Source organism: Streptacidiphilus alkalitolerans, from assembly GCF_042511045.1.
Taxonomy (GTDB): domain Bacteria; phylum Actinomycetota; class Actinomycetes; order Streptomycetales; family Streptomycetaceae; genus Streptacidiphilus; species Streptacidiphilus alkalitolerans.
On record NZ_JBHEZX010000005.1, the window covers coordinates 30,599 to 55,711 of the forward strand.

29 protein-coding genes are annotated in these 25,113 nt (G+C 69.9%); 8 read left to right on the top strand and 21 right to left on the bottom strand.

The window, feature by feature from the left end:
* Window positions 1–38 precede the first annotated feature (38 nt).
* The 3 genes from ACEZDG_RS12285 to ACEZDG_RS12295 are packed head-to-tail and all read right to left on the bottom strand — an operon-like array spanning window position 39 to window position 2,451.
* The gene (locus ACEZDG_RS12285) at window positions 39–707 is read right to left on the bottom strand and encodes an ABC transporter permease (protein ID WP_380507013.1); all 669 of its coding nucleotides are present in this window, start codon (window positions 705–707) and stop codon (window positions 39–41) included.
* The gene (locus ACEZDG_RS12290; protein ID WP_380507016.1) at window positions 704–1,342 is read right to left on the bottom strand and encodes an ABC transporter permease; all 639 of its coding nucleotides are present in this window, start codon (window positions 1,340–1,342) and stop codon (window positions 704–706) included. Before ACEZDG_RS12290 ends, ACEZDG_RS12285 begins: the two co-directional genes overlap by 4 nt.
* A complete protein-coding gene (locus tag ACEZDG_RS12295) occupies window positions 1,342–2,451 on the bottom strand; it encodes an ABC transporter ATP-binding protein (protein ID WP_380507019.1) in 1,110 nt (369 codons plus the stop codon). Before ACEZDG_RS12295 ends, ACEZDG_RS12290 begins: the two co-directional genes overlap by 1 nt.
* A 310-nt stretch (window positions 2,452–2,761) precedes the next feature.
* Between ACEZDG_RS12295 and ACEZDG_RS12300 the strand changes: the two genes are divergently transcribed.
* A complete protein-coding gene (locus tag ACEZDG_RS12300) occupies window positions 2,762–4,456 on the top strand; it encodes an LCP family protein (RefSeq protein ID WP_380507022.1) in 1,695 nt (564 codons plus the stop codon).
* Between the two features lie 15 nt (window positions 4,457–4,471).
* Here the strand turns inward: ACEZDG_RS12300 and ACEZDG_RS12305 are convergent, their stop codons facing one another.
* From ACEZDG_RS12305 to ACEZDG_RS12355, 11 genes are all read right to left on the bottom strand, one after another.
* Window positions 4,472–5,407, bottom strand: a complete 936-nt coding sequence (locus ACEZDG_RS12305; protein WP_380507025.1) for a phosphotriesterase family protein — start codon at window positions 5,405–5,407, stop codon at window positions 4,472–4,474.
* Window positions 5,404–5,829 carry a carboxymuconolactone decarboxylase family protein gene (locus tag ACEZDG_RS12310; protein ID WP_380507028.1) on the bottom strand — a complete coding sequence of 142 codons (426 nt, stop codon included), beginning with the start codon at window positions 5,827–5,829 and terminating at the stop codon, window positions 5,404–5,406. Before ACEZDG_RS12310 ends, ACEZDG_RS12305 begins: the two co-directional genes overlap by 4 nt.
* Entirely contained in the window at window positions 5,826–6,428 is a 603-nt protein-coding gene (locus ACEZDG_RS12315; RefSeq protein WP_380507031.1) for a DUF4865 family protein, read from the bottom strand. Before ACEZDG_RS12315 ends, ACEZDG_RS12310 begins: the two co-directional genes overlap by 4 nt.
* Before the next feature lie 23 nt (window positions 6,429–6,451).
* A complete protein-coding gene (locus ACEZDG_RS12320; RefSeq protein WP_380507034.1) occupies window positions 6,452–7,018 on the bottom strand; it encodes a TetR/AcrR family transcriptional regulator in 567 nt (188 codons plus the stop codon).
* Window positions 7,019–7,129: 111 nt separating this feature from the next.
* Window positions 7,130–7,897, bottom strand: a complete 768-nt coding sequence (locus tag ACEZDG_RS12325) for an anti-sigma factor (protein WP_380507037.1) — start codon at window positions 7,895–7,897, stop codon at window positions 7,130–7,132.
* Window positions 7,894–8,493 carry a sigma-70 family RNA polymerase sigma factor gene (locus ACEZDG_RS12330; RefSeq protein ID WP_380507040.1) on the bottom strand — a complete coding sequence of 200 codons (600 nt, stop codon included), beginning with the start codon at window positions 8,491–8,493 and terminating at the stop codon, window positions 7,894–7,896. Before ACEZDG_RS12330 ends, ACEZDG_RS12325 begins: the two co-directional genes overlap by 4 nt.
* Window positions 8,494–8,599: 106 nt before the next feature.
* Entirely contained in the window at window positions 8,600–9,250 is a 651-nt protein-coding gene (locus ACEZDG_RS12335) for a fasciclin domain-containing protein (RefSeq protein ID WP_380508502.1), read from the bottom strand.
* Window positions 9,251–9,351: 101 nt separating this feature from the next.
* The gene (locus tag ACEZDG_RS12340; RefSeq protein WP_380507043.1) at window positions 9,352–10,986 is read right to left on the bottom strand and encodes a molybdopterin-dependent oxidoreductase; all 1,635 of its coding nucleotides are present in this window, start codon (window positions 10,984–10,986) and stop codon (window positions 9,352–9,354) included.
* A 106-nt stretch (window positions 10,987–11,092) separates the two neighbouring features.
* The gene (locus ACEZDG_RS12345) at window positions 11,093–11,581 is read right to left on the bottom strand and encodes a hypothetical protein (protein WP_380507045.1); all 489 of its coding nucleotides are present in this window, start codon (window positions 11,579–11,581) and stop codon (window positions 11,093–11,095) included.
* Window positions 11,578–12,720 (bottom strand): molybdopterin-dependent oxidoreductase, encoded by a 1,143-nt coding sequence (locus ACEZDG_RS12350; protein ID WP_380507048.1) that lies wholly within the window; start codon window positions 12,718–12,720, stop codon window positions 11,578–11,580. The genes ACEZDG_RS12345 and ACEZDG_RS12350 overlap by 4 nt, the downstream gene beginning before the upstream one ends.
* A gap of 76 nt (window positions 12,721–12,796) precedes the next feature.
* Window positions 12,797–13,795, bottom strand: a complete 999-nt coding sequence (locus ACEZDG_RS12355) for an aminoglycoside phosphotransferase family protein (RefSeq protein ID WP_380507051.1) — start codon at window positions 13,793–13,795, stop codon at window positions 12,797–12,799.
* Window positions 13,796–14,061: 266 nt separating this feature from the next.
* Between ACEZDG_RS12355 and ACEZDG_RS12360 the strand changes: the two genes are divergently transcribed.
* Window positions 14,062–14,265: a cold-shock protein gene (locus tag ACEZDG_RS12360; RefSeq protein WP_380507054.1), complete on the top strand. Its 204-nt coding sequence runs from the start codon at window positions 14,062–14,064 to the stop codon at window positions 14,263–14,265.
* 270 nt (window positions 14,266–14,535) lie between these two features.
* Here ACEZDG_RS12360 and ACEZDG_RS12365 read toward each other — a convergent pair whose 3' ends face one another.
* From ACEZDG_RS12365 to ACEZDG_RS12375, 3 genes are all read right to left on the bottom strand, one after another.
* Complete coding sequence (locus tag ACEZDG_RS12365; RefSeq protein WP_380507058.1) at window positions 14,536–15,471, bottom strand: NADP-dependent oxidoreductase; 936 nt, start codon at window positions 15,469–15,471, stop codon at window positions 14,536–14,538.
* A gap of 38 nt (window positions 15,472–15,509) precedes the next feature.
* Entirely contained in the window at window positions 15,510–15,995 is a 486-nt protein-coding gene (locus tag ACEZDG_RS12370) for a MarR family winged helix-turn-helix transcriptional regulator (protein WP_380507061.1), read from the bottom strand.
* A gap of 175 nt (window positions 15,996–16,170) precedes the next feature.
* Complete coding sequence (locus ACEZDG_RS12375; RefSeq protein ID WP_380508505.1) at window positions 16,171–16,557, bottom strand: DUF4234 domain-containing protein; 387 nt, start codon at window positions 16,555–16,557, stop codon at window positions 16,171–16,173.
* Between the two features lie 358 nt (window positions 16,558–16,915).
* Between ACEZDG_RS12375 and ACEZDG_RS12380 the strand changes: the two genes are divergently transcribed.
* The 3 genes from ACEZDG_RS12380 to ACEZDG_RS12390 all read left to right on the top strand — a co-directional run bounded on the left by ACEZDG_RS12380 (window position 16,916) and on the right by ACEZDG_RS12390 (window position 18,255).
* Complete coding sequence (locus tag ACEZDG_RS12380) at window positions 16,916–17,290, top strand: hypothetical protein (protein ID WP_380507064.1); 375 nt, start codon at window positions 16,916–16,918, stop codon at window positions 17,288–17,290.
* 143 nt (window positions 17,291–17,433) lie between these two features.
* Complete coding sequence (locus ACEZDG_RS12385) at window positions 17,434–17,814, top strand: hypothetical protein (protein ID WP_380507067.1); 381 nt, start codon at window positions 17,434–17,436, stop codon at window positions 17,812–17,814.
* Between the two features lie 138 nt (window positions 17,815–17,952).
* On the top strand, window positions 17,953–18,255 hold the full coding sequence (locus ACEZDG_RS12390) for a hypothetical protein (protein WP_380507070.1): 303 nt from the start codon (window positions 17,953–17,955) through the stop codon (window positions 18,253–18,255).
* Window positions 18,256–18,287: 32 nt separating this feature from the next.
* Here the strand turns inward: ACEZDG_RS12390 and ACEZDG_RS12395 are convergent, their stop codons facing one another.
* Entirely contained in the window at window positions 18,288–18,479 is a 192-nt protein-coding gene (locus ACEZDG_RS12395) for a PLDc N-terminal domain-containing protein (protein ID WP_380507073.1), read from the bottom strand.
* Between the two features lie 272 nt (window positions 18,480–18,751).
* Here ACEZDG_RS12395 and ACEZDG_RS12400 point away from each other — a divergent pair, with 272 nt between their 5' ends.
* Window positions 18,752–18,931, top strand: a complete 180-nt coding sequence (locus ACEZDG_RS12400) for a hypothetical protein (RefSeq protein WP_380507076.1) — start codon at window positions 18,752–18,754, stop codon at window positions 18,929–18,931.
* 244 nt (window positions 18,932–19,175) lie between these two features.
* Entirely contained in the window at window positions 19,176–20,306 is a 1,131-nt protein-coding gene (locus tag ACEZDG_RS12405; RefSeq protein WP_380507079.1) for a DUF3710 domain-containing protein, read from the top strand.
* Window positions 20,307–20,371: 65 nt separating this feature from the next.
* Here the strand turns inward: ACEZDG_RS12405 and ACEZDG_RS12410 are convergent, their stop codons facing one another.
* Complete coding sequence (locus ACEZDG_RS12410) at window positions 20,372–20,599, bottom strand: dTMP kinase (protein WP_380507082.1); 228 nt, start codon at window positions 20,597–20,599, stop codon at window positions 20,372–20,374.
* Between the two features lie 263 nt (window positions 20,600–20,862).
* Between ACEZDG_RS12410 and ACEZDG_RS12415 the strand changes: the two genes are divergently transcribed.
* Window positions 20,863–23,229, top strand: a complete 2,367-nt coding sequence (locus ACEZDG_RS12415; RefSeq protein WP_380507085.1) for a WD40 repeat domain-containing protein — start codon at window positions 20,863–20,865, stop codon at window positions 23,227–23,229.
* Between the two features lie 468 nt (window positions 23,230–23,697).
* On the opposite strand, the gene ACEZDG_RS12420 is transcribed toward ACEZDG_RS12415, so the two are convergent.
* Window positions 23,698–24,288: a DUF4240 domain-containing protein gene (locus ACEZDG_RS12420; RefSeq protein WP_380507088.1), complete on the bottom strand. Its 591-nt coding sequence runs from the start codon at window positions 24,286–24,288 to the stop codon at window positions 23,698–23,700.
* A gap of 282 nt (window positions 24,289–24,570) precedes the next feature.
* On the bottom strand, window positions 24,571–25,086 hold the full coding sequence (locus ACEZDG_RS12425; protein ID WP_380507091.1) for a hypothetical protein: 516 nt from the start codon (window positions 25,084–25,086) through the stop codon (window positions 24,571–24,573).
* Between the last annotated feature and the right edge of the window lie 27 nt (window positions 25,087–25,113).

Below are 25,113 nucleotides of genomic sequence, written 5' to 3' on the forward strand. Positions count from 1 at the left end.
GGGCCACCGATGGTGGCCCCCTCCGCTGTTGCCAGCGACTACCGCTGCCGCCGCACCCCGGGCGAGACGAACAGCCGCCCGGCGAGCCAGAACAGCAGCAGCGTGACCACCGCGAGCCCGGCGACCAGCACCGCGCCACCCACCACCTGGTAGTAGTCCACCTGGTAGAGGCCGTCCACGATGTAGCGGCCGAGCCCGCCGAAGGAGACATACGCGGCGATGGTGGCCGTGGAGACGATCTGGATGGCCGAGGAGCGGATCCCGCTCAGCACCAGCGGCAGCGCCACCGGCAGCTCCACCTGGAACAGCACCCGGGCCGGGCCCATCCCCATCCCGCGCGCCGCGTCCACCAGCGAGCGGTCCACCGTGCGGATCGCCTCGTAGGTGGTGACCAGCATCGGCGGGACGGCGAGGGCGACCAGCGGCACCATCACCGGGGTCAGCCCGAGCCCCATCAGAATGGTGAGCAGCACCAGCAGGCCGAAGCTCGGCAGCGCCCTGGCCGCGGTGGCGATCATCGCCAGGACGTTGCCGCCGCGCCCGGTGTGCCCGGTGACCAGGCCGACCGGCAGCCCGATCGCCCCGGCGATGCCGAGGGCCATCAGCGTGTACTGGACGTGCTCCCAGAGCCGGGTGGGGATGCCGCCGGGACCGTGCCAGTGGGCGCGGTCGCTGAAGAAGACATTGGCGAAGTGGAAGATGTTCACCGCACCGCCCAGGGAGTGAGGAGCCGGCGCAGCAGCACCAGCAGGCCGTCGATGAGGATCGCCAGGACGGCCGTGGTGAGCACGGAGTTCCACGCCAGGATCGGGCGGTGGTACTGGCTGGCGTCGGCCAGCAGGTTGCCCAGCGCGCCCTGGTTGCCGATCAGCGCGCCGACGCTGACCAGGCTGATGCTGGACACGGTGGCCACCCGCAGTCCGGCGAAGATCGCCGGGACCGCGATCGGCAGCTCCACCTGGAGGTAGCGGCGGATCGGCCCGAAGCCCATCGCGGTCGCCGCCGCATGGGTCTCGTCCGACACCGAGCGGACCCCGTCCACAATCGCCGGGATCAGCACCACCAGGCTGTAGACCGTGAGCGGGATCTCCACGGTGGTGTCGCTCTGGCCGGTCCAGTCGATCAGGACCACGAAGAAGGCCAGCGAGGGCAGCGAGTAGAGGACGGTGCTGACGCTGAGCATCGGCCCGTAGAGCCAGCGGTAGCGGGCGCAGAGCTGGCCCACCGGCAGTGCGATCAGCAGCCCGAACACGACCGGTATCAGCGCGAGTTGGAGGTGCCACAGGATCAGCCCGCCCCAGCTGTGCTGCAGGTCGCTGGGGAGGTCGAAGAAGCCCCCCATCAGGCGTCCGCCTGCCTCTCGGCGTGCGCGGCCCGGATCGCGGCGGCGATGGTCTCCTGGGAGGCGACGCCGACCGCGCGTCCGTTCTCGTCCACCGCGACCGCCCACCCTGTGGGCGAGATCACAGCGGAGTCGAGCGCGGCCCGCAGCGAGTCCCGTCCGGCGGTGAAGCTGTGGCCGTAGGGGATGAGAGTCTCGTCACCCGACATCCGCTTCTTCCCCTCGGCCCAGCCCAGCGGCCGGCCCTCGGTGTCGGTGACCAGCAGGTACGGCATCTGCGGGATCATCCGCTCGGCGATCTGCCCGGCGCCGCTGTCGACGGCGACCACCGGCACGGAGTTGAGCTCGACCCCGGCGGCGGTGAAGAAGGACAGCCGGCGCACCCCGCGGTCGACCCCGAGGAAGTCCTCGACGAAGGGGTCGGCGGGCGCGGACAGCAGCTCGGACGGGGGCGCGTACTGGGCCAGCTTCCCGCCCTCGCGCAGCACCGCGACCATGTCGCCCAGCTTGATGGCCTCGTCGATGTCGTGGGTGACGAAGACGATGGTCTTGCCGAGCTCGGACTGGATCCGCAGCAGTTCGTCCTGGAGCCCCTTGCGGACCACCGGGTCGACCGCGGAGAAGGGCTCGTCCATCAGCATCACCGGCGGGTCCGCGGCGAGCGCGCGGGCCACCCCGACGCGCTGCTGCTGGCCGCCGGAGAGCTGGTACGGGTAGCGCTTGGCCAGCGAGACGTCCAGGCCGACCCGCTCCATCAGCTCCAGCGCACGGGTCTTGGCCTGCCTGCGGTCCCAGCCGAGCAGCCGGGGCACGGTGGCGATGTTGTCCGCGATGGTGCGGTGCGGGAAGAGCCCCGCGTTCTGGATCACATAGCCCATGGACCGGCGCAGCGCGTTGACGGGTTGATCGCGGATGTCCGCGCCGTCGAGGGTGATCCGGCCCTCGGTGAGGTCGATCATCCTGTTGATCATGCGGAGGGTAGTGGTCTTGCCGCACCCCGAGGGGCCGACCAGCACCGTGATGGAACCGTCGGGTATCTCAAGAGTGAGACGGTCCACCGCGGTGGTGCCGTCCGGATACCGCTTCGTCACAGCATCGATCAGTATCAAAGCAGTACATAACCCTTCAGATACGCCTGAATAACGGACCTTCATTTTCCGGGCCGCTGCATACGCAGTCAACGATCAAAAGTTCGGTCCCACCAGGCTCTGTACGATCGAAAAGGCCGGACGACCGACCCCCGCACACCCGTCCGAAGATGGCGCGTGGCAAAGTAGACCCTTACACCTGCGAGGTACGATCCGGCGAACCGTCCTCACGCAGTACCCAGGAACACTTGCTAGATTGCCCAGCCGTGGAACCGGAGACCGGGAGCGGACAGTCCTCCCTCCTGCACCGTTCTGAACAAAGGATGTGACCATGACCGACGCCAGGACCGGCGGCAGGGCTGCCGCCCGACGCGGCGGAGGCACATCCTCGCAGACCCCGTCCGCATCGGGCGGCGACGTCCAGTACGGGGGACGGGCCGCGGCGCGGAAGAGCCGCAAGCGCGGCAAGGGCGGCCGGAAGAAGGTCGTCCTGATCGTCGCCCTGGTGCTGCTGACCCCGCTGGTCGCGGGCGGTGGCTACCTCGGCTACACCGCCTGGAAGCTCGACCACAACATCAAGAGCGACAACCTCTTCAACGGCACCACCGGCAACGCCGGTGTGGAGAAGGCCGACGCCTTCGGCCGCACCCCGATCAACCTGCTGGTGATCGGCTCGGACGGGCGCGACAACAAGGCCGACTGCAAGATCGGCGGCGACTGCGGCCCGGGCGCGAACGCCGACGTCGAGATGGTGGTCCACATCTCCGCCGACCGCTCCAACGCCACGGTGATGAGCATCCCGCGCGACCTGGAGACCGAACTCCCGGCCTGCACCGACGCCAAGACCGGCGCCCACCGCGACGCGGGCACCGGGATGATCAACAGCGTGCTGACCTACGGCCCCGGTTGCAGCGTGGCGGCCATCCACCAGCTCACCGGCATCCCGATCGACCACTTCGCGATGATCGACTTCAGCGGCGTGGTCAATATGTCCGACGCCGTCGGCGGGGTGAGCGTCTGCGTCGACAACAACGTCTACGACCCCTACTCGCACCTGAAGCTCAAGAAGGGGACGCACGTCCTCAAGGGCCTCGCCGCGCTGGAGTTCGTCCGCACCCGCCACGGCTTCGGCAACGGCGGCGACCTGGGCCGGGCGGACGCCCAGCACATATTCCTGACCCAGACCATCAACGCGATGAAGAGCTCCAAGACCTTCACCAACCCCGGTCGGATGCTCAGCCTCGCCACCGCCGCGACCAAGGCGCTGACCGTCGACAGCAAGCTGAAGAGCATCACCAGCCTGCTCGGCCTGGCCGACGACCTCAACAAGGTCCCGACCGACCGGATGACCTTCACCACCATGCAGACCGGCGCCGACCCCGCGGACCCCAACCGGCTGGTGATAGCAGCCGGCGCGCAGACCCTGTTCAACAGCATCAGCAACGACCAGTCGCTGACCACCGCCACCGGCAAGGCCACCGCGGCCGGCGCCTCGGCGACCGCGAGCGCCGCGGCCTCGGCCGCCCCGACCTACAAGTCGGTGCCGTCCAGCCAGATCGCGGTCCGGGTGGAGAACGGCAGCACCACCCCCGGGCGGGCCACCGCCCTGCACGACGCGCTGGTGCAGCAGGGCTACAGCAGCAACAGCACCATAGGCAACGCGCCCAGCAACACGGTGAAGACCACCTCGATCGAGTACGGCACCGGCCGCCTGGACAACGCCAAGCAGGTCGCCGCCAGCCTCGGCCTCCCGGCCAGCGCGCTCAAGCAGACCACCGGCACGAAGGTCACCCTGGTGATCGGTGCGGACTGGCCGTCCGGCCTGGTCTTCCCCGGCGGCACCGCGAAGGCCCCGGCCGTGAACACCAAGGTCGCCCTGAACAACGCCAGCGCGAAGACCGGCAACCAGGTCAACACCTGCGCCCACGTGGGCACCCAGGACACGGTGTCGCTGCCCGGCTACGGCGGGATGACCCCGATAAGGGCCTACGCGCTGAGCCCCAAGGTCAAGGACTCCGCGCCCTAGCCCGCCGCGCTCGGTTCAGTCCGGGTCGGGCAGTGCGAAGGCCCGTGCCGGGTTGCCGACGAACAGCAGCTCGGCCGCCTCCTCGCCGAGTTCCCGGCGCAGCCGCGGGCGCAGCCCGGTCAGCAGGAAGGGCATCCCCGGCCCCGCCCCGCCCGCGCCGAAGGATCGCGCCCGGGCGGTCGTGGTGTCGCCGCCCAGCAGCAACTGCCGGACGTGGCCCGCGTCTACCAGTTCCTTCAGCGCGTCCAGCAGCCGCCAGTCGGTGGCGTGATGGGCGGCTGACGGACCGTCAAAGCAGAGGTAGGCTCCGCGTTCCGCCGCCTCCCGGTGCAGCCGCAGGTCGGGGAAGCGGTTGAGGTGGCCGAGGACCACCCGCTCCGGCGGCACCGCCAGCCGGTCGCAGAGCAGCGCCAGCACCTCCGCTGCGGCCGTCCCCTGCTCCAGGTGCACAGCGATCGGCGCGCCGGTGGCCCGGTGCGCCTCGGCCGCGGCGGCCAGCACGGTGCGGGCGTGGGCGTCCAGACCGTGGTAGCTCCCGGCCACCTTGACCAGCGACGCCCGCACCGGCAGCGGCGCGCCGTCGTCCGCCCGCAGCCCCTCGGTCAGCTCCTGGACGAACAGCCGCGCCAGGTCGCCCGCCCGCTCGACCGCCCCGGGCGGATAGTGCCGGGCCTGGTGCAACCCGGTCGCGGCGAGGACGTGCACCCCGGTCGCCCGGGAGAGCTCCGCCAGCCGCTCCGCCCGGCGGCCGAGACCGTACGGCGTCCACTGGACCACCGTGCCGCCGCCGGCCGCCCGGAAGGCCCCCAACTCGGCCGCGGCGGCGGCCTGGTCGTCCAGTTCCTGGCCGGGCAGTTGCGCGCTGCGCAGATGGAGGTGGTCATGGGAGTCCACCGCGCCCAACTCCCGGGCGGGCACGTCCCCGAGCACGGTCCGGACCAGGGCCGTCATCGTTCCCCGTCCTGCTCAGCGTCCTGGTCCCCGTCCTGGTCCGCCAGGACCGCTGCCACCACCCGCAGTCCGGCCAGCGCCCTCGGCACACCGACGTAGGGGGCGAGGTGGGTCATCACCTCCACGATCTCCTCCCTGGCCATACCCACCCGCAGGCTCACCCGGACATGCGTCGCCAACTGCGGCTCCACGCCGCCCATCGCGGTGAGCGCGGCCAGGTTGGCGACCTGCCGGTCCCGGAGCGCCAGGCCCTCGCGCTGGTAGGTGCCGCCGAAGAGGGCGGTGACGATCCAGTCCGGGAAACCGGGCGCGAGTTCGTCCAACCGGCCGAGGACGGCCAACTGCTCCTGCTCGTCCTGGATTTCGCCGACCAGGCGGTAACCGGCGGCCCGGTCGAGGACGGCGGGGGTCAAAGGCTTCACGACAGCTCCAGTTCGCTCGGACGTTCTTCACCCAGGCCGGGCGCGGACAGGTGCAGCAGTTGGAAGCGGTCGCCGAGGACCCCCTCGGGGATCTCCCGTTCCCAGAGCGTCGCGTGGACGAGCTCCCAGCGGTCCGGATCCAGGGCGACGGCGGTGGTGTGCACACCGGCCGTACCGGCCCGGGCGGCGAGGTCCGCGGCGGCCTCGGCCATAGCCCCGGCCGGGTCGGCGCCGTCCGGCAGGACCGTCCGGTGCAGGGTCGCCGCACGCGGCGTGAGCCGCGCGGACGGTCCCGCCGCCAGGCCCGCGCCGATCCAGTGCCGGACGGTCGGGCGGCCGAAGTCGGTGACGATCCCGCCGAAGCCCCGGCCGCCCCAGAGGAAGCTGCCGAGCCCCGCGGAGTCGCCCCAGAGGTAGAACGGGGCATAGGCGTTGACCGGGGAGCCGTCCACCCCGCGCTCCCTGACCAGGTACGCCTTGAGCACCAGGCCGGGGAAGTCGTCGGTGAGCGGGCCCCGGTCCCGCACCCGCCTGCGGATGACCGCCATGTCGTAGTCGGCGGGCAGGGTGATCGTGTACTGCATCGCGTGCGTCAGCACGGGAGCACCAACCTCCTTGCTGCTCAAGTGAGCTGACGGGCCGCCAGCAAGGCGATGGCGCCCTCCGCGGCCTGCTGGAACGGCTCGGTCGACCCGGCCGCCCGGGCCAGCACATAGCCGCCCTGCAGCACCGCGACGACCATCGCGGCCGTGTTGACGACATCGAGGGTGGGGTCCAACTCCCCCAGCGCCTGGCCCTCGGTGAGCACCGCGACCAGGCGTCCGCGCAGGTGCTCGAAGGTCTCGGCGACGGGCTGCCGCAGCACCGGGTCGGCGACGACCTCGGGATCCTGGGTCAGCCGGCCGATCGGGCAGCCGCGCAGGATGTCGCGCTCCCGGCGCAGGTAGTCGGCGATCCGCTCGACCGCCGTGCCGGGGGCGGAGAACTGCTCCTCGGCGAGGGCGGTCCGCTGCTCGGCGCTGCGGCGGATGGCGGCCAGCGCCAGTTCGGGCTTGCCCTTGAAGTGGTGGTACATGCTGCCCTGGCCGGCCCCGGCCCGCTGCTGGATCGCCTTGGGGCTGGTGCCGACGTAGCCGCGCTCCCAGAGGAGTTCCTGGGTGCTCTCGATCAGTCGCTCAGGAGTGCTCATGCGACGACTGTACCTACTAGTATGTACAGTCGGCAACCAGCAGCACCAAAGCCGAAGGCGGGCGGGCCCCGCAAGGCCCGCCCGCCTCTCCCACCCCCCGGCCCGACGACCTCAGGTCGCGGCGAACGGCAGTAGCACCACCGGCGCGCTCGTCGGCCTCGCCGAGCCGCCCGCGGGCTCCACCGTCATCCCGACCGCCACTGCCCCGTCGGGCGTGCCGGTCAGCATCGTCGCTCCGTCGGCCGTCGACGGCACCAGCCCGGCCGGGACCATCTGCCCGTCCTTGCTGTACCAGAGCTCATACACCTTCGCCGAGGGCAGTGGCGCCAGCCCGTGGAACACGAAGGCCGTCTGCCGCAGCGAGGCCGAGGTGACGACCGTGCTGCTGCCGCCGCCCTTCACCGCGTCGGTGCTGAAGCGCGCGTCCGGCGCGGCGAGCAGCGCGCTCAGCGCCGCCGCCTGCGACTGGGCCTGCACCACCTGGGTCCGCTGCTGCTGCACCTGGTGTTCCGCGCTGATCGCGAACCCGCCGGCCACCATCGCCACCACCAGGCAGGCGGCCAGGGCGAGCTGCGGCATCCGGTGCCGCCAGCGGCGCCACCGCTGCGCCGGGGACAGGGCCGGGCCGTCCGACGCGGGCACTCTCGGCGGTAGCTGCCGCACCTCCGGAATCGCCGCCATCACCCGGGCCCGGAACTCGCCGGACGGTGTCTCCGCCGCGGCCAGCGCCAGCCGGGCCGCGGTCTCCTGCAGCTCACGCACCTCCTGTAGGCAGGCGGCGCAGGCGGTGAGGTGCCGGGCGAACTCCTCCGATTCGCGATCGGAGAGCGCGTGCAGGGCGTAGGCACCGGTCAGCGTGTGCAGATCGGCACTGGTCACGAGGTCACCCCCAGGCAGTCGCGGAGCCGGATGAGTCCGTCCCGGAGTCGGGTCTTCACGGTCCCCAGGGCGGCACCGAGCAGATCGGCGGTCTCCTGGTAGGTGCAGCCGCGGTAGTAGGCCAGCAGGACCGACTCGCGCTGCAGTTCGGTCAGCGAGCTGAGGCAGCGGCGCACCTGCTCGCGTTCGAGCCGGCGTTCCACCTGCTCACTGACCTCGTCGAAGGCGGGGGTGTGGTCCCGTACCGCGGCCCGGTGCTCGCGGTCGGTGGACGCCTGCGCGGAGCGCACCCGGTCCACCGCCCGCCGGTGCGCCATGGTCATCACCCAGGACATGGCACTGCCCTTCTCGGGGTCGAACCTGGCGGCGCAGCGCCAGACCTCGATCAGTACCTCCTGCGCCACCTCCTCCGACTGCGCCGGATCCCGGAGCAGTCGGCGGACGAGGCCGAGGACGGGCCCGGCGACCGCCGAGTAGACGGTCTCGAAGGCCTTCTGGTCGCCTCTGGAGACGCGGTCGAGCAGCGTCTCCAGTGCGCCGGGGCCGGTGGCGGAGCCAGGGGCCGCGGGCTGGTCGCCGCGTGCTGCCGCGTGCATGCGTACCTCCGGAGGTGTGGGTCTGCACCCGGCATTCGAGGCTGTCGCTCGAACGGATTGGTCCGGACGAAAACATCTTCGCCCGGACCGATCCCGGAAGCGGCGACTACGACGGCGGCATCAGGACCGTGTCGATGATCTCGACATTGGCGTTCGCCGTCTGGACATTGCCGCAGACGATGTTCGCCGTGCTGTTGACCTTGTACGCGTCACCGCTGCCCGCGGTGGCCAGCGACTGCTTCTCCAGCGTCGGGTAGGTGCCGCTCGCCAGCTGCGCCGGGGTGAGCTTCTGGCCCACCACGTGGTACGTCAGGATCTTGGTGAGCATCGCCTTGTCGGCCAGCACCTTGGCCAGGGTCGCCTTCGGGATCTTGGCGAAGGCCGCGTTGTCGGGCGCGAACACGGTGATGTTCTGGGCGCTGTTCAGGGTGTCCACCAGGCCGGCCGCCTTCACCGCCGCCACCAGGGTGGACAGCGCCGGGTTGTTGGACGCGGCCGTGGCGACCGGGTCCTTCGACATGCCGTCGAAGCTGCCCGCGCCGGACGCCGGAACCGTGGCGCAGGCCGGGCCGAAGGGCTGGTCCGCCATCGCACTCGCCGAGGCGGGCGCCGACGGCGCATCCGAGGTGGCGACAGGTGCGGGACTGCTGCTGCCCGCGCTGGTGCTGCCGCTGCCGCTGGAACAGGCGGCGGCACCGATGGCGAGTCCGGCCGCGGTGGCCGAGGCGATGGCGATACGGGAGATGCGGCTGGTGATCATGAGTAAGTCTCCTTTGTCTTGTCTGTCATTCGGTGCCCACTGGGCCATGGATTGGTGCTTTTCTCATACTTTTTGTTGAATCGTCAGTTTTTCTTCCCTCAGCTGACATTGACCACCACCGAATGCCAACCGGTCGCCCCGTCCGGCACCGTGCCGACCCGTGCGTCGGTCTGCGTGTAGCCGGTACGGTCGGTCGCGCGCACCTCGATCCGGTGCGAACCCGGTGCGGCCGGCCACTGCCAGACCCACTGCCGCCAGGTGTCCACGGTGTCCTCGGCGGCCAGGTCGGCGATCTGCCAGGCGCCGCCGTCCACCCGCACCTCGACCCGCTCAATGCCCTTGCGCTGCGCCCAGGCCACCCCGGCGACAGCCACCTTTCCGGCGCTGAGCTGCGCGAACGGCTTGGGAGTGTCGACTCTTGACTCGGTCTTGATCGGCGCCCGCTGCGACCAGCCACGCCGTACCCAGTAGGCGTCGAAGGCGTCGAAGGTGGTCAACTCCAGGTCCTTCAGCCACTTGCAGGCCGAGACGTACCCGTAGAGGCCGGGGACCAGCATCCGCACCGGGAAGCCGTGCGCGAAGGGCAGCGGCTCGCCGTTCATGCCGACGGCGAGCATGGCGTCCCTGCCGTCCATCACCGTGTCGACCGGACTGCCGATCATCATGCCGTCGACCGAGCGCGCCACCAGCTGGTCCGCGGGCCCGCCCCGGGACGGCGGCCGTACCCCGGCCTCCTGCAGCAGCGCGGCCAACGGCACGCCGATCCAACGGGCGTTGCTCAGATACGGGCCGCCGACCTCGTTGGAGACACAGGTCAGAGTGATGTCACGCTCGATCAGGTCACGTGCCAGCAGATCGCGGTAGCTGAGGTTCAACTCCTTGGCCACGCCCTTGCCGTGGATCCGCAGCCGCCATGTCGAGGCGTCGATCGCGGGGACGACCAGGGCGGTGTCGACCCGGTAGAACTTCGGGTTGGGGGTGGTGAAGGCGCTCAGCCCGGGGATGCCCAGGTCCACCCCGCGCGGCAGCGTGGCCGCCCGGGAGCCCGGCCGCGGAATGGTGACCGCGGCCCGCTCGGCGGTGGCCTGCTCCGAGTCGGCGGCGTTGAGCTTCCGCCCGAGCAGGCCGGCCCCGGCCGAGGCGGCGGAGGCCGCCAACGCCAGCACCACGAACCCGCGCCGGTCGAACGCCCCCTTCGCCTGCTGCGGCCCCGGCGCGTCCTTCGCGTCCTTCGCGTCCTTCGCGTCCTGCGGCTGCTGCTGATCAGGCGCCGCCGCGGCCACCCGCAGCCTCCCCGCCAGGAGGTACAGCACCGCGGCCCCGACCAGCGCACCGACCGCCGAGGGGATCCAGTCCCACCTGCTCGCGTCCGGACGGGACGCCGCGGCGACCGCGCCGAGCAGCCCGAAGAGCAGCACCCCGGCCGCCCCCGTCCGCCGCCAACGTAGTGCGACCAGACCGATGGCCAGGGCGAACACGGCCAGCAGGGCGAGGATGCCCAACTGCAGGAACAGCTTGTCGTTGGTCCCGAAGTGCCGGACCGCGAAGTCCTTCACCTGCCCGGGGGTCCGGTCGATCACCGCCCCGCCGACCGCCGGAACCGGACCGGCCTGCGGTCGCACCGCCGCCGCCACCAGCTCCGCCACCGCCAGTGCGGCGAACGCGGCCACCAGCCCGCTCAGCGCGGCGAGCGCCGCCCGCAGCCAGGGAACAGCGGCCAGACGACGACGCACGGTATTACCGGATTGCCCTGCTGTGTCTCGGTTTCCACTCACCACCCTGATTCGGAACTGCGTGCCCCCCGGATTGGCCCATCCCTCCTACGGTCACTTTGTCCGACTACTTAGCCGACCGCTTCAGCGGCTGTTCCTTCGGCCGGGCTCGCCGCCGGGCGACTGCCGCCGCGACCCCCACCCACACCGCCACCGCGACGACGACCAGCCCGAGCAGCAGCAGCCAGTTCCGCAGATACGGCAGCGGCAGCAGCGTCGGATTCCCGTTGTGCTGGTCCTCCCGGAGCACCGCCGGAAACCCCACCGCGGTCAGCCCCGCCGCGGTGATCAGTCCGACCAGCACCGGCCCGCGCACCAGCGCCGGCACCACCCGTACCAGCACCGCGCCGGCCAGCAGCAGCACCGGGGCCCACACCCCGTCGTGCAGCACGATGGCGCCCGCGGCCCACAGCAGCACCTGCAGCCGGTGCCCGTTCAGATACGGCTCCCCCAGGAACCCGGCCACCCCGAAGCCGACCAGCGCCAGCCCGCCGGCCAGCACCAGGCCCCGCGCCACGTCCTGCCCCCGCAGGCGCACCCTCGGCTGGGCCCTCATGCGATCACCTCCAGCCGGGCGACCCACTTGGTCTGCAGCACACCGGGCCGGTTCGGCGCGATGATCCGCGCCGGGTACCCGTGGTCGGCCGCCAGCACGTCCCCGTTGACCCGCAGCGCCAGCAGGGTCAGCGGGTCCCGCGCGTAGGACGCCTCCATCTCGGTCACCCCGTACGCCCCGTCCCGGTCCAGCGAGACGATCCGCAGCCGCGCCGTACCGTCGCCGCCGACACGTTCCACCAGGTCACGGACCCGGACGCCGGTCCAGTGGGCCGAGGCGCTCCACCCCTCCACGCAGGAGATCGGCAGCTGCGCGGTGTACTGCGGCAGCGCGCCCAACTCGTCCAGCGACAGCGTGTACGGGTGCGGACCGGTGACGGCGAGCCGCCAGTCGGCCCCGGAGACGTCCACCGTCCCGGCGGCCTGCGCGGTGCGGTTCACCGGCAGGCCCTGCGGGCCGAGGTCCGGACGCCGCGGCGCGAGCAGGTCGAGCCGTCGCAGCCAGGGCACCGACTGCCCGGCGGTGACCAGCGTGACGGTCAGCACCGACAGCGCCACCCCGCCGAGGAACGCCCGCCGCCCCGGCACCGCGTCCGCGTCCTCCCGGTCCGCCCTGACCCTCCGCCAGTTCGCGGCGATCTCGGGCCACTTGGCCGCGATGTGGAGCAGCAGTCCGCCGATCGCGATCCAGGCCAGCCAGAAGTGGGTCTGCCGGAACGGGAACGGCCAGGGGTACCACTGCAGGGTGTTCAGCAGCCCGGTGAAGACCTCGAGCAGCGCCGAGCCGACCAGCAGCACGATCCCGAGCCGCTCCAGCGCCTGCAGCACACTCTTCGCGGGCGGCCAGGCGAACAGCTTGGGGTAGACCGTCCACAGCTTCGCGCCCAGCAGCGGGATCGCGGCGATACCGCTGATGACGTGCAGGCCCTGGGTGACCCGGTAGCCGTCCACCGGGCGGCTGGGCAGGTGGCCGCGCAGCCAGCCGGGCGGATCCTGCAGCCCGTGGCTGATCAGGCCGGTCGCGAAGCAGATCAGGAAGGTCGCACCGAGCCACCGCCCGAGCACCACGGCCGTACGCGGCTCGTGCAGCTTGGAGCTGAAGGCCGACTGCAGTTCCGCCGGTTTCGGGGGAAAGGACAAAAGTGGATGTCTGGACACAGTTCCATGAGACAGCCGGGACACCCGCCGAACCCTGTTCGACGTGCTTACGAAAGTCCTACGCCGGGGAACTGGGGTCGGTCCGGTCCACCAGCACCCGGGCGACGGCGGCCGGGACGGCCGGCATCCGGGCTTCGCCGTTCCCGATGCTCCACGACGCGGTCTGGAGCACCCGGCCCAGCGTCCACTTCGCGGCGCGCTGCCGGTCCAGGCCGACCACCTCGGTCATCAGGTCGAAGCGGCGGAGGAGCGAGCGCTCGACGTTCCCCGACCGCTCCACGTCGGCCCACCGGTTCCACAGCGCCGGGTAGAGGTCGAAGCCGGGGTCGCCGACGAGGGGCTTGGGGTCGATCGCCAGCCATGCCCCCTCCGGTCCGGTTTCCCGTCCCGAAGACGGCAGCCCGGCGAGCACATTGTCGTAGTGCAGGTCCCAGTGCAGCAGCCGATCGACCGGCTCCGGCCCCCGTTCCCGTTCCTGCTCCCGCTCCTGGAGCACCTCGCGCAGCGAGCCCGCACAGGCGTCGAGCAGCCGCCGGTCCGCCGGGTCGCTCAGCCGCTGCCGGGCGGCAGCGGCCGTGACCAGGACGGCGGCGGCGAGATCGTCCAGGCGGCGCAACCCGTCCGGGGGCGGAACGGCGACCAGGCCGGACAGGATCTCGGACAGGGTCTGCAGCGCGGCCAGGTCGTCCTCGACGGTGCCGAGCGAGCGCTCAGCGTCCAACCGCTCCAGCAGCATCGCACCGGTGCGCGGATCCGCCTCCAGCAGCGCGACCGCGCCGTGTCCGGCCCAGGCCCGCAGGGCGGCCGGCTCACCGGCGGTCTCCTCGTCCACGGGCTGGAGCTTGAGCGCGGCCGGCGTCCCGTCCGCCCGGACGACCGGCAGCACCAGCGCGACGGCGCCGTGGCGGGGTGTGCCGTCCAGCCGCAGCTGCCACCGGTCCAGGCAGTCCTCGGCCAGCGCCGGCAGCGCGGTGATCCAGGCCCGCCCGGCCTCGCCGAAGTAGGTGCGGTGGGACGCGGCGAGGGACTCGGGAACGCGGATGCGGCGATGGATCACCCGGCTCATGCTCGCAGCGGAAGTCGGGCCGCACCAGCGAGAATTCACCGGCCCGCCGGGCAGCGATGTCCGTGTCCGTCGGCGGGGAGGCTCCACTGCCGGTACCGTTCTCCTCAGTAGCAGTCGTGGCTCCCGAGTTCGTCTCGCCCGTGATCGCGATCACGGGCGTTTTTGCTGCCCGGGATCCGCCGCAGGCAGACCCACCGAGGACATGGTGCCCGCACACCGCGGACGCTGGTGCGACTGCCCTCGCGAGGAGATCCAGTATGGCCAGTGGCACCGTGAAGTGGTTCAACGCCGAAAAGGGCTTCGGTTTCATCGAGCAGGACGGCGGCGGCCCGGACGTCTTCGCCCACTACTCCAACATCGCCGCCCAGGGCTTCCGTGAGCTCCAGGAAGGCCAGAAGGTCAACTACGACGTGACCCAGGGCCAGAAGGGCCCGCAGGCGGAGAACATCGTTCCGGCCTGATCCCCTTCTCGCACGAACCGGGCCCCGGCCCCGGCCACCCGGCCGGGACCGGGGCCCGTCCGTTCCCCGCGCCGCGCCGCCGCAGGCCGACAGCGCGGAGGGGCGACGGGCAGGCAGGTGGGTGGGTGGGTGCGTTGACCTGGACCGGAGGGGTGCGTGGGCCCGCTGCCGGTCGGTCGAGGCCCGTCGGTCCGTCAGGTCTCGTCGGTGCGGCGCGGGAAACGGCCGCCCGTTACGGCGGCGACGCTCCGCTCCGAGGGCCCCGGCGGGTTAGGGAACGAGCACGATCTTGCCGCGGGTATGACGCCGCTCAAGCTCGGCGAACGCGTCGCCGACACGGTCGAGCGGGTAAGTGGCGGCGATCGGGATCTCGATCCGGCCGGAGGCGACCAGCTCGGCCATCTCCGTGAGCACCTTGCGGTTGGAAGCCTCCACGCTGCCCACGGCCTTGGTGCCGAACTCCTTCGCCTTCTCGAACGAGATGATCGTCTCGATCCGGTCCCGCGGGATGCCGAGGTCAACGGCGAGTTGCAGGTAGTCGGGGCCGAAAAGGTCGATAAAAGCATCGATCCCCTCGGGTGCCGCCGCGGCGAGGTCCTCGGCGAGCCGCTCACCGTAGGGCACCGGGGTCGCACCGTGATCGCGCAGCCAGCCCGCGTTGGCGGCCGAGGCGATACCGAGCACGTGCACGCCCCGCAGCGCGAGAAGCTGGACGGTGATGGTGCCCACCCCGCCGGCGGCGGCCGAGACGGCGACGGTCTCACCGGGCCGGGGGTCCACCGCGTCCACCGCCGCCCACGCCGAGCAGGCGGCGACGTAGAGGGCGCCGGCCACCGCCCAACTGAGCCCGCCCGGCTTGTGGATCAGCTGCTCCGCCGGTACCACGACATGGGTGGCGTGGCTCGAACGCCGCCAGGAGTAGCCGAGCACCTCGTCGCCGACCTGGAGGTCGGTGACGTCCTCGCCGACGGCCGTGACGACGCCGGCCAGGTCACTGCCCTGCCCGGACGGAAACGTCCCGGGATACCGCTCGTGCATCGCACCGGTTCGGATGCCGATCTCACCGGGATTGATGCCCGCCGCCCGGACCTCGACCAGGACCTCTCCGGCCGCCGGGCGCGGGATCGGCACCTCGGCGATGTAGAGAACGTCCCGGCCGCCGTAGCGGTCGAAGCGCACTGCCCGCGCCTGCTCGGTGTGCAGCATGGGGAACTCCTTCGGTTGCCAGCGGGTGTCGGACCCGATCAGGGCCCTTCGGAAGAGTCGGCCGTGTCGGCCGCAGCGGGCGTGTCGACCGAGACCGACGCACGGGACGTCCCGGCCCGCAGCGATGCGAGCGCGGCGCCGAACCGGCCGAGCGCCGCATCCGTGAGCGGACCCCGCAACCAGGCCTCGAGCTCCTGGTCGAAGACCGGACCGGCCGTGTTCACAAGATCCTGGCCGGCGCCCGTCAGCTCGACGATCGAGGACCGCCGGTCGGTCGGATGGGGCCGCCGCACGCAGAGCCCACGCTTCTCCAGCCGGTCGACCGCCTGACTCGCACCGCCGACCGTGATCGAGAGCGCCGCAACGATGTCATTGACCCGGCACGACGGCGTGGCCTCGATGACCAGCAGCGTGTTGAAGCTGCCCAGAGGCACCCCGCAGTCACGCTGCAGCCGCGCGTCGATCCCGTTCCACAGCTCGGTCTCGAAGCGCACCAGATCGTCGAACACCCGCCGCAACTCCATGCACCCAGACTACATTAGCGCCAATCAAGTTTCCACTAATTAGCTTAGCTCTAATCAATCTCGACGCAGCAGGACCCGCGCGCGGCCCGTCCACAGACCGCAGCATGCCGGGCGGGGCCGGAGCCATGCCCTGACCCCGCCCGGACGACACCGCAGAAGCCCGACCGGGCTTCGCTCAAGCCGCCAGCGGCACCGGCGAACCCGGCGCCACCCCCCGATGGGCCTCGGCCACCAGGTTGAGCTGACTCTGCATGTACCAGGTGTTCAGCCCGAAGACGAACACCAGCCAGCAGCTCGCCCCAGGGCTGCACGTCACCGGCAGCCCCGCGGCACGCTGCGCGTTCGCGATGGCCTTCCCGGTGTTGAGGTACGAGACCAGCGGGGCGATGAGCGTCCAGCCAAGGAAGATCAGCACCAGCGTGCTGCCCCCGGGGCTGAGGTGCAGTCGCCGGTCGTACTCCTGGAGCTCCCGGTGGATCTTGTAGTACCAAACAAGGTGGTAGATCCCCAGGGTGATGAGCGGCAGACCGAGCCAGACGGCAACGGTGCCCCGTCGCTTCATCGCCAGCCCGCCGGCCGGCGGAGTCGAGTAGGGGGCGGGATCAGTCACGGTTACTCCTGGCATCCGAGTGGATTGGGGGAGCCAGGTTCGCAGCAGTGTGTAGATGATGTGAGCAATGTTTCTCTTTTGTGATTGACCGTCAGCAGCCCGAAGGAAGTTCTCCACAGTGTGGATAACCCCTGTGGACAAGTGTTCGATTAGCCGCCTCGCCTGCAGCGTCGAGCGCCCGTACCCGCTGCCTGAACGGGAGTTACCCCACCGAGACGATTGCCACGCACTCCACGTGGCAGAAGGCCTACAGCCAGCGCATCACAGGCCCCCACAGATGCGCAGCACCTCACCTTCAAGGAGCAGGAACATGGGCAAGATCTTCGGCAGAGAACCCGTTCTCTGGCTCGCGCTCATAGCCGTGATCGTCAAGTTCGTGTCGGCGTTCTGGATCCACGTATCGGCGGACCAGCAGGCCGGCATCAACGCCGCCGCGGCGGCAGTCCTCGGCCTGCTGATCGCCCTGAGCACCCACGACGGAGTCAATGCCGCGATCCTCGGGTTCGTCCAGGCCATCGTCGCCCTCGGCGTCGGCTTCGGCCTGCACCTCGACGCCGACCACCAGGCCCTGCTGATGTCCCTGGCCACCGCCGTCCTCGCGATGTTCACCCGCACCCAGGTCACCGCGCCGGTATCCGCAGCACAGGCGGCAAAGCCCCTGATAAAGGCCCACGCCCAAGCCTGATCCACCAGCAGGCACCCGGGGCGCCCCTGGATCCCAGGAGCGCCCCACCGTCATGAAGCCGCCTGCGGCATGCATCGCCGCTGCGGTCGACGGAAAGCGCGCGCCCCGGAGCCCGGCCCGCACCCGAGGACTAGGCTCCGGCTGTGACCAGTCCCCCTGACGACAACACTCCGGAAACGGGCTGGGCCGGGCCGTACTTCTCCGTTCGGTTCGACGCCTTCGACGTACGGTTCCGCCCCCATCCCAACGAGAAGCTCGCCGACGTCAGCAACGTGGACGCCGAGGTCCGACTTCCGGACGGCTCCCGCTGGAGCGCGACGATCGTCACCTCCGCAGAGGTCGAGCGGCTCATGGACCACTGGACCGACACCGGAGAAGCCACCGGCGGCCGATACTTCTGGTCTTCCGACGCCCTGATCGTCCAGGACCCCGGCGTCGTGCCGATGGCCAAGGTCATCGCCGGGCTGGTCGACACCGGGGAACTCCGGCAGATCTTCAAGCAACTCGACCCGCCTGATCGATAGACCCAGGAACAGCGCCTCCTCCGAGACCGGCACCCACCCACCGGCCTGCGAGAGGCAGTTGGCCGGTCGTCGGCGCGAGAACTCCATTCGCCGCACGTGGGGGCCTTTCGTTCCGTCCCTGCGGGGTACCACCCCGACATGCTCACCCTCGCGACCGGCACCGACGACGGCACCGGCGACGAACCGGCCTTGGGCGGCGTCCTCCTCATGGCCGTCTCAGTGGCGGCGATCGGGGTCGGAATCACCCTCGCCACCACCGGCGGCTCCGACGCGTACTACGGCTACGCCCTGCGCCGCTACGAAGAGCGCAGCTACTCCGGCGGCCGTCTTCCGCCGCCGCACTGGGTCATCCGCACCATCGGCGTGACCCTCGCCCTGGCCGGCTGCACCGGCATACCGTTCGGTTTCCTGCTCCTCGTCAACCCCATGACCCCAGGCTGACGGAAATCCCCCTCGGCCCTGCCCTCAACGGCTCAACGGGTCTCGCTACGGCCCACGATCATGTAGGCCGCGCAGCCCAGCAACGTCCCCAGCACGCAGGCCACCACCCACGCCTGCGCGGACATCAGTCGAGTGTCCGGGTGCTCCCGTACGTCACGCACGCAGAAGACCACCACATAGACAGCGAAGGCCACCAGAAGCAACGGGGCCAGAGCGGAAGTCATGCCGCCACTGTAGAACCGCCACCCCCGACCGAACAGACGCACCGCCCGACAGCCACAGCAAGGGACCGACCGCCCAGACCGACTACCTCGGGGCTTCGATGTTTCCGAGTTCTCCGATGACCACCAGCCGAGGATCCGGGCCTTCTGCTGTGCGAAATCTGGCGTCGGAGGGGTTCACCGGCGGAGCCACGTACGTAGGCTGCCGTCCCCCTGGCGTTGACAGCGGCCGCCGACCGTGGATAGATCATCCGCAACACACCAGGGGGGAATCCGTGGACAACTACACCGCTCACGCCCAGGCGGCCATCAGCGCCCTGCAAGCAGCCGGCCTGTCCGACCACAGGCGCACCGACCCGACGATGCTCATCGCAGCGGCCCAGGTGGAGACGATCCTCGCTCTGGCAGCGGCCGTCGCAAGCCTGGCCCCCGTTCCCGGCAGTCGTCCCGCTTGACCTTCCGCGGACGCCCACAAGGCCCTAAAAGCCTCGCCCGGGGCCAACTCGGCAAGAGGGGTCAGGCACGTCAACCTTGACTGGGACACGTAGCAGAACCACGGCCCCGCCCGGTCGCAACAGGTCATCGGCGATTCCAGGGTCCACCTGGCTTTCGTCCCAGAAGGGCCCGGTTTTGACCCCTCGTAGGCAGCAATAAAGCCCAGGTCATATGTTCTGACCTGGGCTCTCGCACGTGGGCCGTGTGGATTCCAGTGCCCTGGGTGAAATCTGGTTCGCCGACGTCATCCCTGACCCGCTACCCACGCCATCTGGAGCCTGGACCCTCATCCCCTCGGAAACAGTCAAAGAAGTCCTGCGGCTCCCTCTTCTGGAGAAAGGCGAGCAGGTCAGGGTAGTCAAGTGGCTCAAGGCGGTGGGCGACTTTGTTTGGGAGAAAGAACCACTGCTGAAGGTCACCCTCGACAATGTCAACATCACCGATATTCGCAGCCCATGGACGGGTGTACTGCACGCCACCCTCGCGGGGACAGACAGGCCCGCGGAGGTCAACGATCCTCTCGCGGTGATCACGCCAGTCCCTGATCTGGCCCAGTCGGGCCTGCACGGTCCGTGGGATGCCTCCCAGGTGACCTGCTCAGTCTTCGATGAGCTGCAACATCCCTTCTGGTCCCATCTGGACTACGGATACCTGTTGATCCCCTCCCTGCCAGGTTTCACAGTGCACTTGAGAGAGGACAAGCCGGGAACCGGGGTAAAGATCGTGGGGGTGGACGGCAGCACAATGAGTCTTCAGGCTTTCGGTGCACCCCCGGAGATGGCCTCCTGGGGTGAATTCCTGAACGGTGTCGCCGAACGCGCTATCGCCAATGGCGGAATCGTCCAGGACGAGGCAGGTCCTCTGGGCAAGGGTCTGCGGATGGAAATGCCGTCGAGGGCGGGCCAGACCATTGAGCACATACGAATAGTGGGTCATGAGGGCCCGAACTGGCAGCTGCGAGGTCAGATTGCTGGAAAGGCTGCTCTGGGGACGCTGGGCTCCGACGCCATGCGTCCCATGACCCACCTATTTCGGAACACGATCATCGTTCCGAGCCCCGCCCCTCGACTCCCCTTCTCACTACCCCAAACACCCGCAAAGATGATCTGCGCCACTAAGCCAGAACCTCTTGAAACCAACCGGATTAGCAAGCCTTTCTGGTTCGCTGTGCCGGCTGTACGCACGTTGCGCAGCGCCAGTGGTGGGGCATGCGGTGAACTCACACCAGGGACGTGGTATCTCGCGCTGGAGGAGACTGCCAGCGGGATCCTCACCCAGACCCAAGAGGGGGTAAGCGGCATGCTCGCCGATACCTCCGGCATCCAACGAGGCTGACCAGCAGTGCCTGCGCGCAAGGTCTCGCCGACCGGACGGCTGGCGAGACCCCATCAGCCCGCAGGTCAGCGCGGTGAGTCTGACCGACTAGTCGTCAGGATCGTGCGTGCGCTGGCGGTGTGGGCGCGCACGAGCTGGATGGAGCGTTGGGTGCCCCCGGGCAGGAACGGAAGGATCACCAAGGCCGGGATGGACGCAACGACGGCGATCAGGACCACCGGAGTGAGCAGCGCGACCAGTAGCACGCGCTGCAGGGCGCCAAGAGCGCGGGGGTTCAGGGGCACGGGCAGCATGGGTCTCTCCAACTCGCACACCCCCAGCGGGTGCTGGGCGGTGACGCATACCTTCCGGGGTTGTTGAATAGTCCCCCAGCGCCAGGAGGATCGACGCAGGTAAGGTCCGGACAAGCATGCTTTTGTCCCGGACGGCCCGGACAACGGCCAGGACAGGGGGACCTGACATGGCGAATCCGCGACGCGGCAGGCCTTGGTCAGCGGTGCGGGCAGAGTCGCCCGAGGCGGAGGCCCTCGCCAATTTCCTACGGCATGAGATCGACGTGAGCGGCAAGACCTTGGCACAACTGGCAGGCGAGATCCCCTGGGCTCGCTCACAGATAGGTTTCTACGTCGGCGGCGCCGTGCCCGATGCGGCGTTCGTCAAGGCGCTGATCGGGGCAACCGTGCGCGCGGACCTACGTGAGCGCCGCACCAGCGAGGCGATACGGCTGCTCGGTCTTGCCCAGCGCCCGGCCACCGCCCCTGCCGGGACCGGGCACGGGGGAGCCCAGCTGGACGTGATCACACTGCAGACGCAGCAGGTGGAGACCTACGACCGACTCACCCGCTCGCTGGAGAAGCAGGCGGACCTGGAGCACGCTGCCAACAACTCGGCCAAGATCGTCATGGTCATGCTCGGGGTGATCCACCACCTCAGTCAGCGTGTCCACGACCTGGGCCAGGAACGCGACCAGCTGAGCGCCCGCCACGGGGATCCCGCCGCGCTGGAGATGGCCCAGGACCAGCTGGCACGCGCCCGCGAGCAGGAGCAGCGGGCGCGCTCCGAGCTGCGGCGGGCCGAGGAGAAGAAGGAGCAGGCCGAAAGGCTGGCCGCGCGAGTCCAGGAGCAGGTCCGCCAGCTCACCGCCGAACTCGATCTGCTGCGCACCCGAACACGTATGCCGGGGCACGCGGAGGTGGTGGTCGAGGCCGCGCCGGCTCTGGTGGATCCGGATCCGCTGGGGGCCGGTGACCCTGTCGCGGACGAAATCGACCAGGCTCTGGAACGTGCTGCCGAGATCAACGATGCAGACGCCCACCTACTGCGCCGCATCACCGACGAACTGAACACCGAGGTCACACCGTTAGGCGTCTCCGTTGTCCCGGACAACCTCCCGGACAACGCCGAGACCAGCGCTCCTGCGCCGGACAACATCGCACCCGTGTTCACGGCGCCCGTCAGGGACAGGTCACCGGGCAGGGACTGGCTGGGGCCGCCGCGTCCGGCAGTGGATCCGATGAGGTCGGACGGGGCAATGGCAGGCGTAAGTGTCGATGCAGGTGCTGTGGAGGGTGCGCGATCGCGCGTGGCGGGGGCTCCAGCTGTATTGAGGGACACCCACGGCGCCATCCTGGCGATGGTGTTCTCGCCTGACGGCACCTCGCTGTTGACCGGCGGCTTGGACGCGAAGGTACGAAAGTGGGACCTGGCCACCCGCAAGCTCGTCGGCAAGGCGATGGGCACGAGCTGGATCCGCGACCGAAGGATTACAAATTCGGTCAACGCTCTGGCGGTTTCTCGCGCCGGAGACCTGCTGGCTGTCGGTCGGGGCTTTGAAGTGCGGTTGTGGAATCCGATCACCGGCCAGCTCGTAGGCGAACGCATGAAGGGGGACCTCGAGTACGACCTGGACCTCAACGCGGATGGTTCCCTGCTGGCCATCGGCTTCAGCAACGGCAAAGTGCAGCTGTGGGACCTGGAATCAGGCCAGCGGAGCGCACCCGTCGTGTTCAGGCACACAGGTGCTGTGCGGGCGGTGGCGTTCTCGCCGGACGGCACGCTGCTGGCCACCGCCGGCGACGACTCCCTCGTACGGCTATGGGATCCGGTTACCCACCAACTCGTCGGTGGCGCACCTCTGGTCGGGCATACGGCCCCGGTGTGGGCGGTGGTGTTCTCGCCGGACGGCACCCTGCTGGCCACCGCATGCGATGGCGCCGAGGTACGACTGTGGGACACCGCGACCCACCAGCTGCGTGGACAGTCCCTGGTCGGGCACACTGGCGCTGTGCGGGCAGTGGCGTTCTCGCCAGATGGGACCCTGCTGGCCACCGCCGGCGACGACGCCGAGGTACGGCTGTGGGATCCGGTCACCCATGCGCCCGTCAACCAGCCCCTGAAAGGCCTCAGGTCCCCAATCGCGTCGGTGGCGTTCTCCCCGGACGGCACCCTGCTGGCAGCCATGGACCCCCACCAGGTGCTGCTGTGGAGGGTCGAGGCGGCTGGGTTCCTGGAGCGTATGGCTGAGGCTGAGCGGATCGGAAAGGCTGGCGACGCCGCCCGAGCGGGGCAGCTGTTCGGGGAACTGGCGCTTGAACTGCGGCAGGCCAAGGGCCCTGGGCATCGTGAGGCACTACGTGCCCGAAGGGACCATGGTCTGTGGATCGGTCGTGCACGGGACCCGATCGCAGCCGTCCCGATCTACACCGACCTCATCCCGGACCTGCAGCGTATCCTTGGCCCCGACCACCACACCACCCTGGAAGCCCGCAGGGAACTCGCCCTGTGGACCGGCCGCGCCGGAAACCCAGCCGAAGCCGTACGCCTGTACAACGAGACCATCCCGGACCTGCAGCGTGTCCTTGGCCCCAACCACCACGACACCCTGGATGCTCTCAAGGAACGGGCTCTGTTCAACGAGGGGTGACGAGCCTCGCCCCGGCGCAGGCAGGGGTTGGGCCGCCGTCAGGTGCGGGTGGACGGCGGATCGGTGCCGTCTGGCTCCTGGTACGTTGCCTTACCGGGAGCCAGAATCGCGGCCCCGGCGGACTCACTCGGACGGGGTAGCGGCCTGGTCGCAGCCGGGTGGGAGCCGGTCGGACCGGTATTCGTGCGGATCGACCGCCACGGCGTCATCAAACCGACCGATGTTCCGCGGCAAGCCGATCGGCGCCCCCTCGGGACGGATCACCGGGGAGGCGATCGGGGACCTGGTCGCCCGCGCCGCGCAGCGGGCCGGGCTGACCGAGCCGCCGGAGGACCTGCTGCCCGAAAGCTCAGCCGCCGACTCTCAAGGATCTACACCGCCCTGGGCACCCAAGACTCCCTCTTCCAACGCCTCTGCGACCCGCAGGCCGACCGCCGCGGCAGCCAACACGCTGGGCATGACACGCCCTCATGAGTCGTCACTGAGCGGAAACATGGCACTCAATCGCGGCAGTCTGCGAGCCGCTTCGACTTCATCCCGGACATTCCAACGTTCCCCGGCCAGCCCTCGGCTGACCACCTGCTCGCCCCGCTGAGCCTGCACAGCGGCATAGAAGTCCTCGCCGCACTCGTCTGCATCCCCGGTCATCAGCCCAAAGGCTTCCGACGCCACATAGTCCAGCAATTCCCACCCAGGCCAGTCCTCGCCCCAGGCCCTCCAAGGCCTCCCCACCAACGCCAGGACCTCAGGAGCATCGGCCAGGGCATCCGGGTCGAGCACCGCTCGCCCGAAGACCTCTCCTCCCAGCCCGACCATCCACAGGCCGAAGTAGTCGAAATCGTCATCCGAGCACCGACCACCGAAGATCCGCTCCGCCGCGGCCACCAACTCCCAGGTGAACGCCTGGCGGGTCAGCTGGTCGAGGCACAGCTGGAACTCAACGATCTCCTCCTGCGTCCTTCGCGACAAATCGGTCCGCAACCAGGCAAGCCGAGCGTCCCTGCCCTCCGACTGCCGACGGCACAGCTCGATCAGTTCCCAGAAGGTTTCAATGTTCACGAGCACACCCTGTCAGGCACCACCGACAAGCACCGTCAACGCTTCAGCGAAAGCCAGATCATTTGAGAACGCCATCAGCTCCAAGCCCTCGGCCATCTGGCAACCATGCAGGTCAGCGTCACGTCAGCTGCCACCTACTCTGCGACAGGACAAACAAGCCAGCCCGAAGCCGGACACCGATGGCAGGCACCCCCACGAACGTCGGTACGCTGCCCCGCAACCCTTTGCCGCCAAGGCCCTGCCCAACCCGGGCGGGGCCTTCGCCATGTTGCACCGGCGCAGTCAGTCTCCCGGCGCGATGGGCGTGCCCCGAGCCGCTGGCGCGAAAATCGGTGCGCGCGGACCCGGGCTGCTCCGATACTGCTGGTGACCAAAGTGAGGTCCCATGCCGCAGATCGAGCCGAGCGTGGTGAGCGCGCTCATGAAGGCAGCGGGTGACGCCGTCTCCAACGCAGCCGCTGCGATCTCCTTCTCCCGCGCAGCTTTGGAGACCGGTTCGAGTTCGGCCGTCGAGCAGCGGGATGCACTGGTCGCGGCCTTGTACCGCAGTCCGTCCGAGGTGCTGAAGGCCCGGAGGGAGGAAACGCCGGTTCCACCAGCGACGCCAGCCCAGTTGGCGCGGGCTGCGATGGCTTCGAGGAGCCTGGCGCGGTCCACGACCATGACGCCGGACTTGCGGGGCTCGGCGCCAGCGCCGGTCAGGAACGCGGTCAGGTCCGCGAACGTCCACTCCTCGTACTCGCCGAGGACCAGGGCGATGTTCGCAAGGTGGTCGACGTGCTCGCCCTCCTCAACCACCGACCTGGTGGCGAGACGCGCCTCCGC

What these genes read in the sequence shown, in the direction of transcription:
- ACEZDG_RS12290 (WP_380507016.1), bottom strand. Translation starts at nt 1,342, where the DNA reads ATGGGGGGCTTCTTCGACCTCCCCAGCGACCTGCAGCACAGCTGGGGC.
- ACEZDG_RS12300 (WP_380507022.1), top strand. Translation starts at nt 2,762, where the DNA reads ATGACCGACGCCAGGACCGGCGGCAGGGCTGCCGCCCGACGCGGCGGA.
- ACEZDG_RS12305 (WP_380507025.1), bottom strand. Translation starts at nt 5,407, where the DNA reads ATGACGGCCCTGGTCCGGACCGTGCTCGGGGACGTGCCCGCCCGGGAG.
- ACEZDG_RS12320 (WP_380507034.1), bottom strand. Translation starts at nt 7,018, where the DNA reads ATGAGCACTCCTGAGCGACTGATCGAGAGCACCCAGGAACTCCTCTGG.
- ACEZDG_RS12330 (WP_380507040.1), bottom strand. Translation starts at nt 8,493, where the DNA reads ATGCACGCGGCAGCACGCGGCGACCAGCCCGCGGCCCCTGGCTCCGCC.
- ACEZDG_RS12345 (WP_380507045.1), bottom strand. Translation starts at nt 11,581, where the DNA reads ATGAGGGCCCAGCCGAGGGTGCGCCTGCGGGGGCAGGACGTGGCGCGG.
- ACEZDG_RS12360 (WP_380507054.1), top strand. Translation starts at nt 14,062, where the DNA reads ATGGCCAGTGGCACCGTGAAGTGGTTCAACGCCGAAAAGGGCTTCGGT.
- ACEZDG_RS12365 (WP_380507058.1), bottom strand. Translation starts at nt 15,471, where the DNA reads ATGCTGCACACCGAGCAGGCGCGGGCAGTGCGCTTCGACCGCTACGGC.
- ACEZDG_RS12370 (WP_380507061.1), bottom strand. Translation starts at nt 15,995, where the DNA reads ATGGAGTTGCGGCGGGTGTTCGACGATCTGGTGCGCTTCGAGACCGAG.
- ACEZDG_RS12375 (WP_380508505.1), bottom strand. Translation starts at nt 16,557, where the DNA reads ATGAAGCGACGGGGCACCGTTGCCGTCTGGCTCGGTCTGCCGCTCATC.
- ACEZDG_RS12380 (WP_380507064.1), top strand. Translation starts at nt 16,916, where the DNA reads ATGGGCAAGATCTTCGGCAGAGAACCCGTTCTCTGGCTCGCGCTCATA.
- ACEZDG_RS12390 (WP_380507070.1), top strand. Translation starts at nt 17,953, where the DNA reads ATGCTCACCCTCGCGACCGGCACCGACGACGGCACCGGCGACGAACCG.
- ACEZDG_RS12395 (WP_380507073.1), bottom strand. Translation starts at nt 18,479, where the DNA reads ATGACTTCCGCTCTGGCCCCGTTGCTTCTGGTGGCCTTCGCTGTCTAT.
- ACEZDG_RS12410 (WP_380507082.1), bottom strand. Translation starts at nt 20,599, where the DNA reads ATGCTGCCCGTGCCCCTGAACCCCCGCGCTCTTGGCGCCCTGCAGCGC.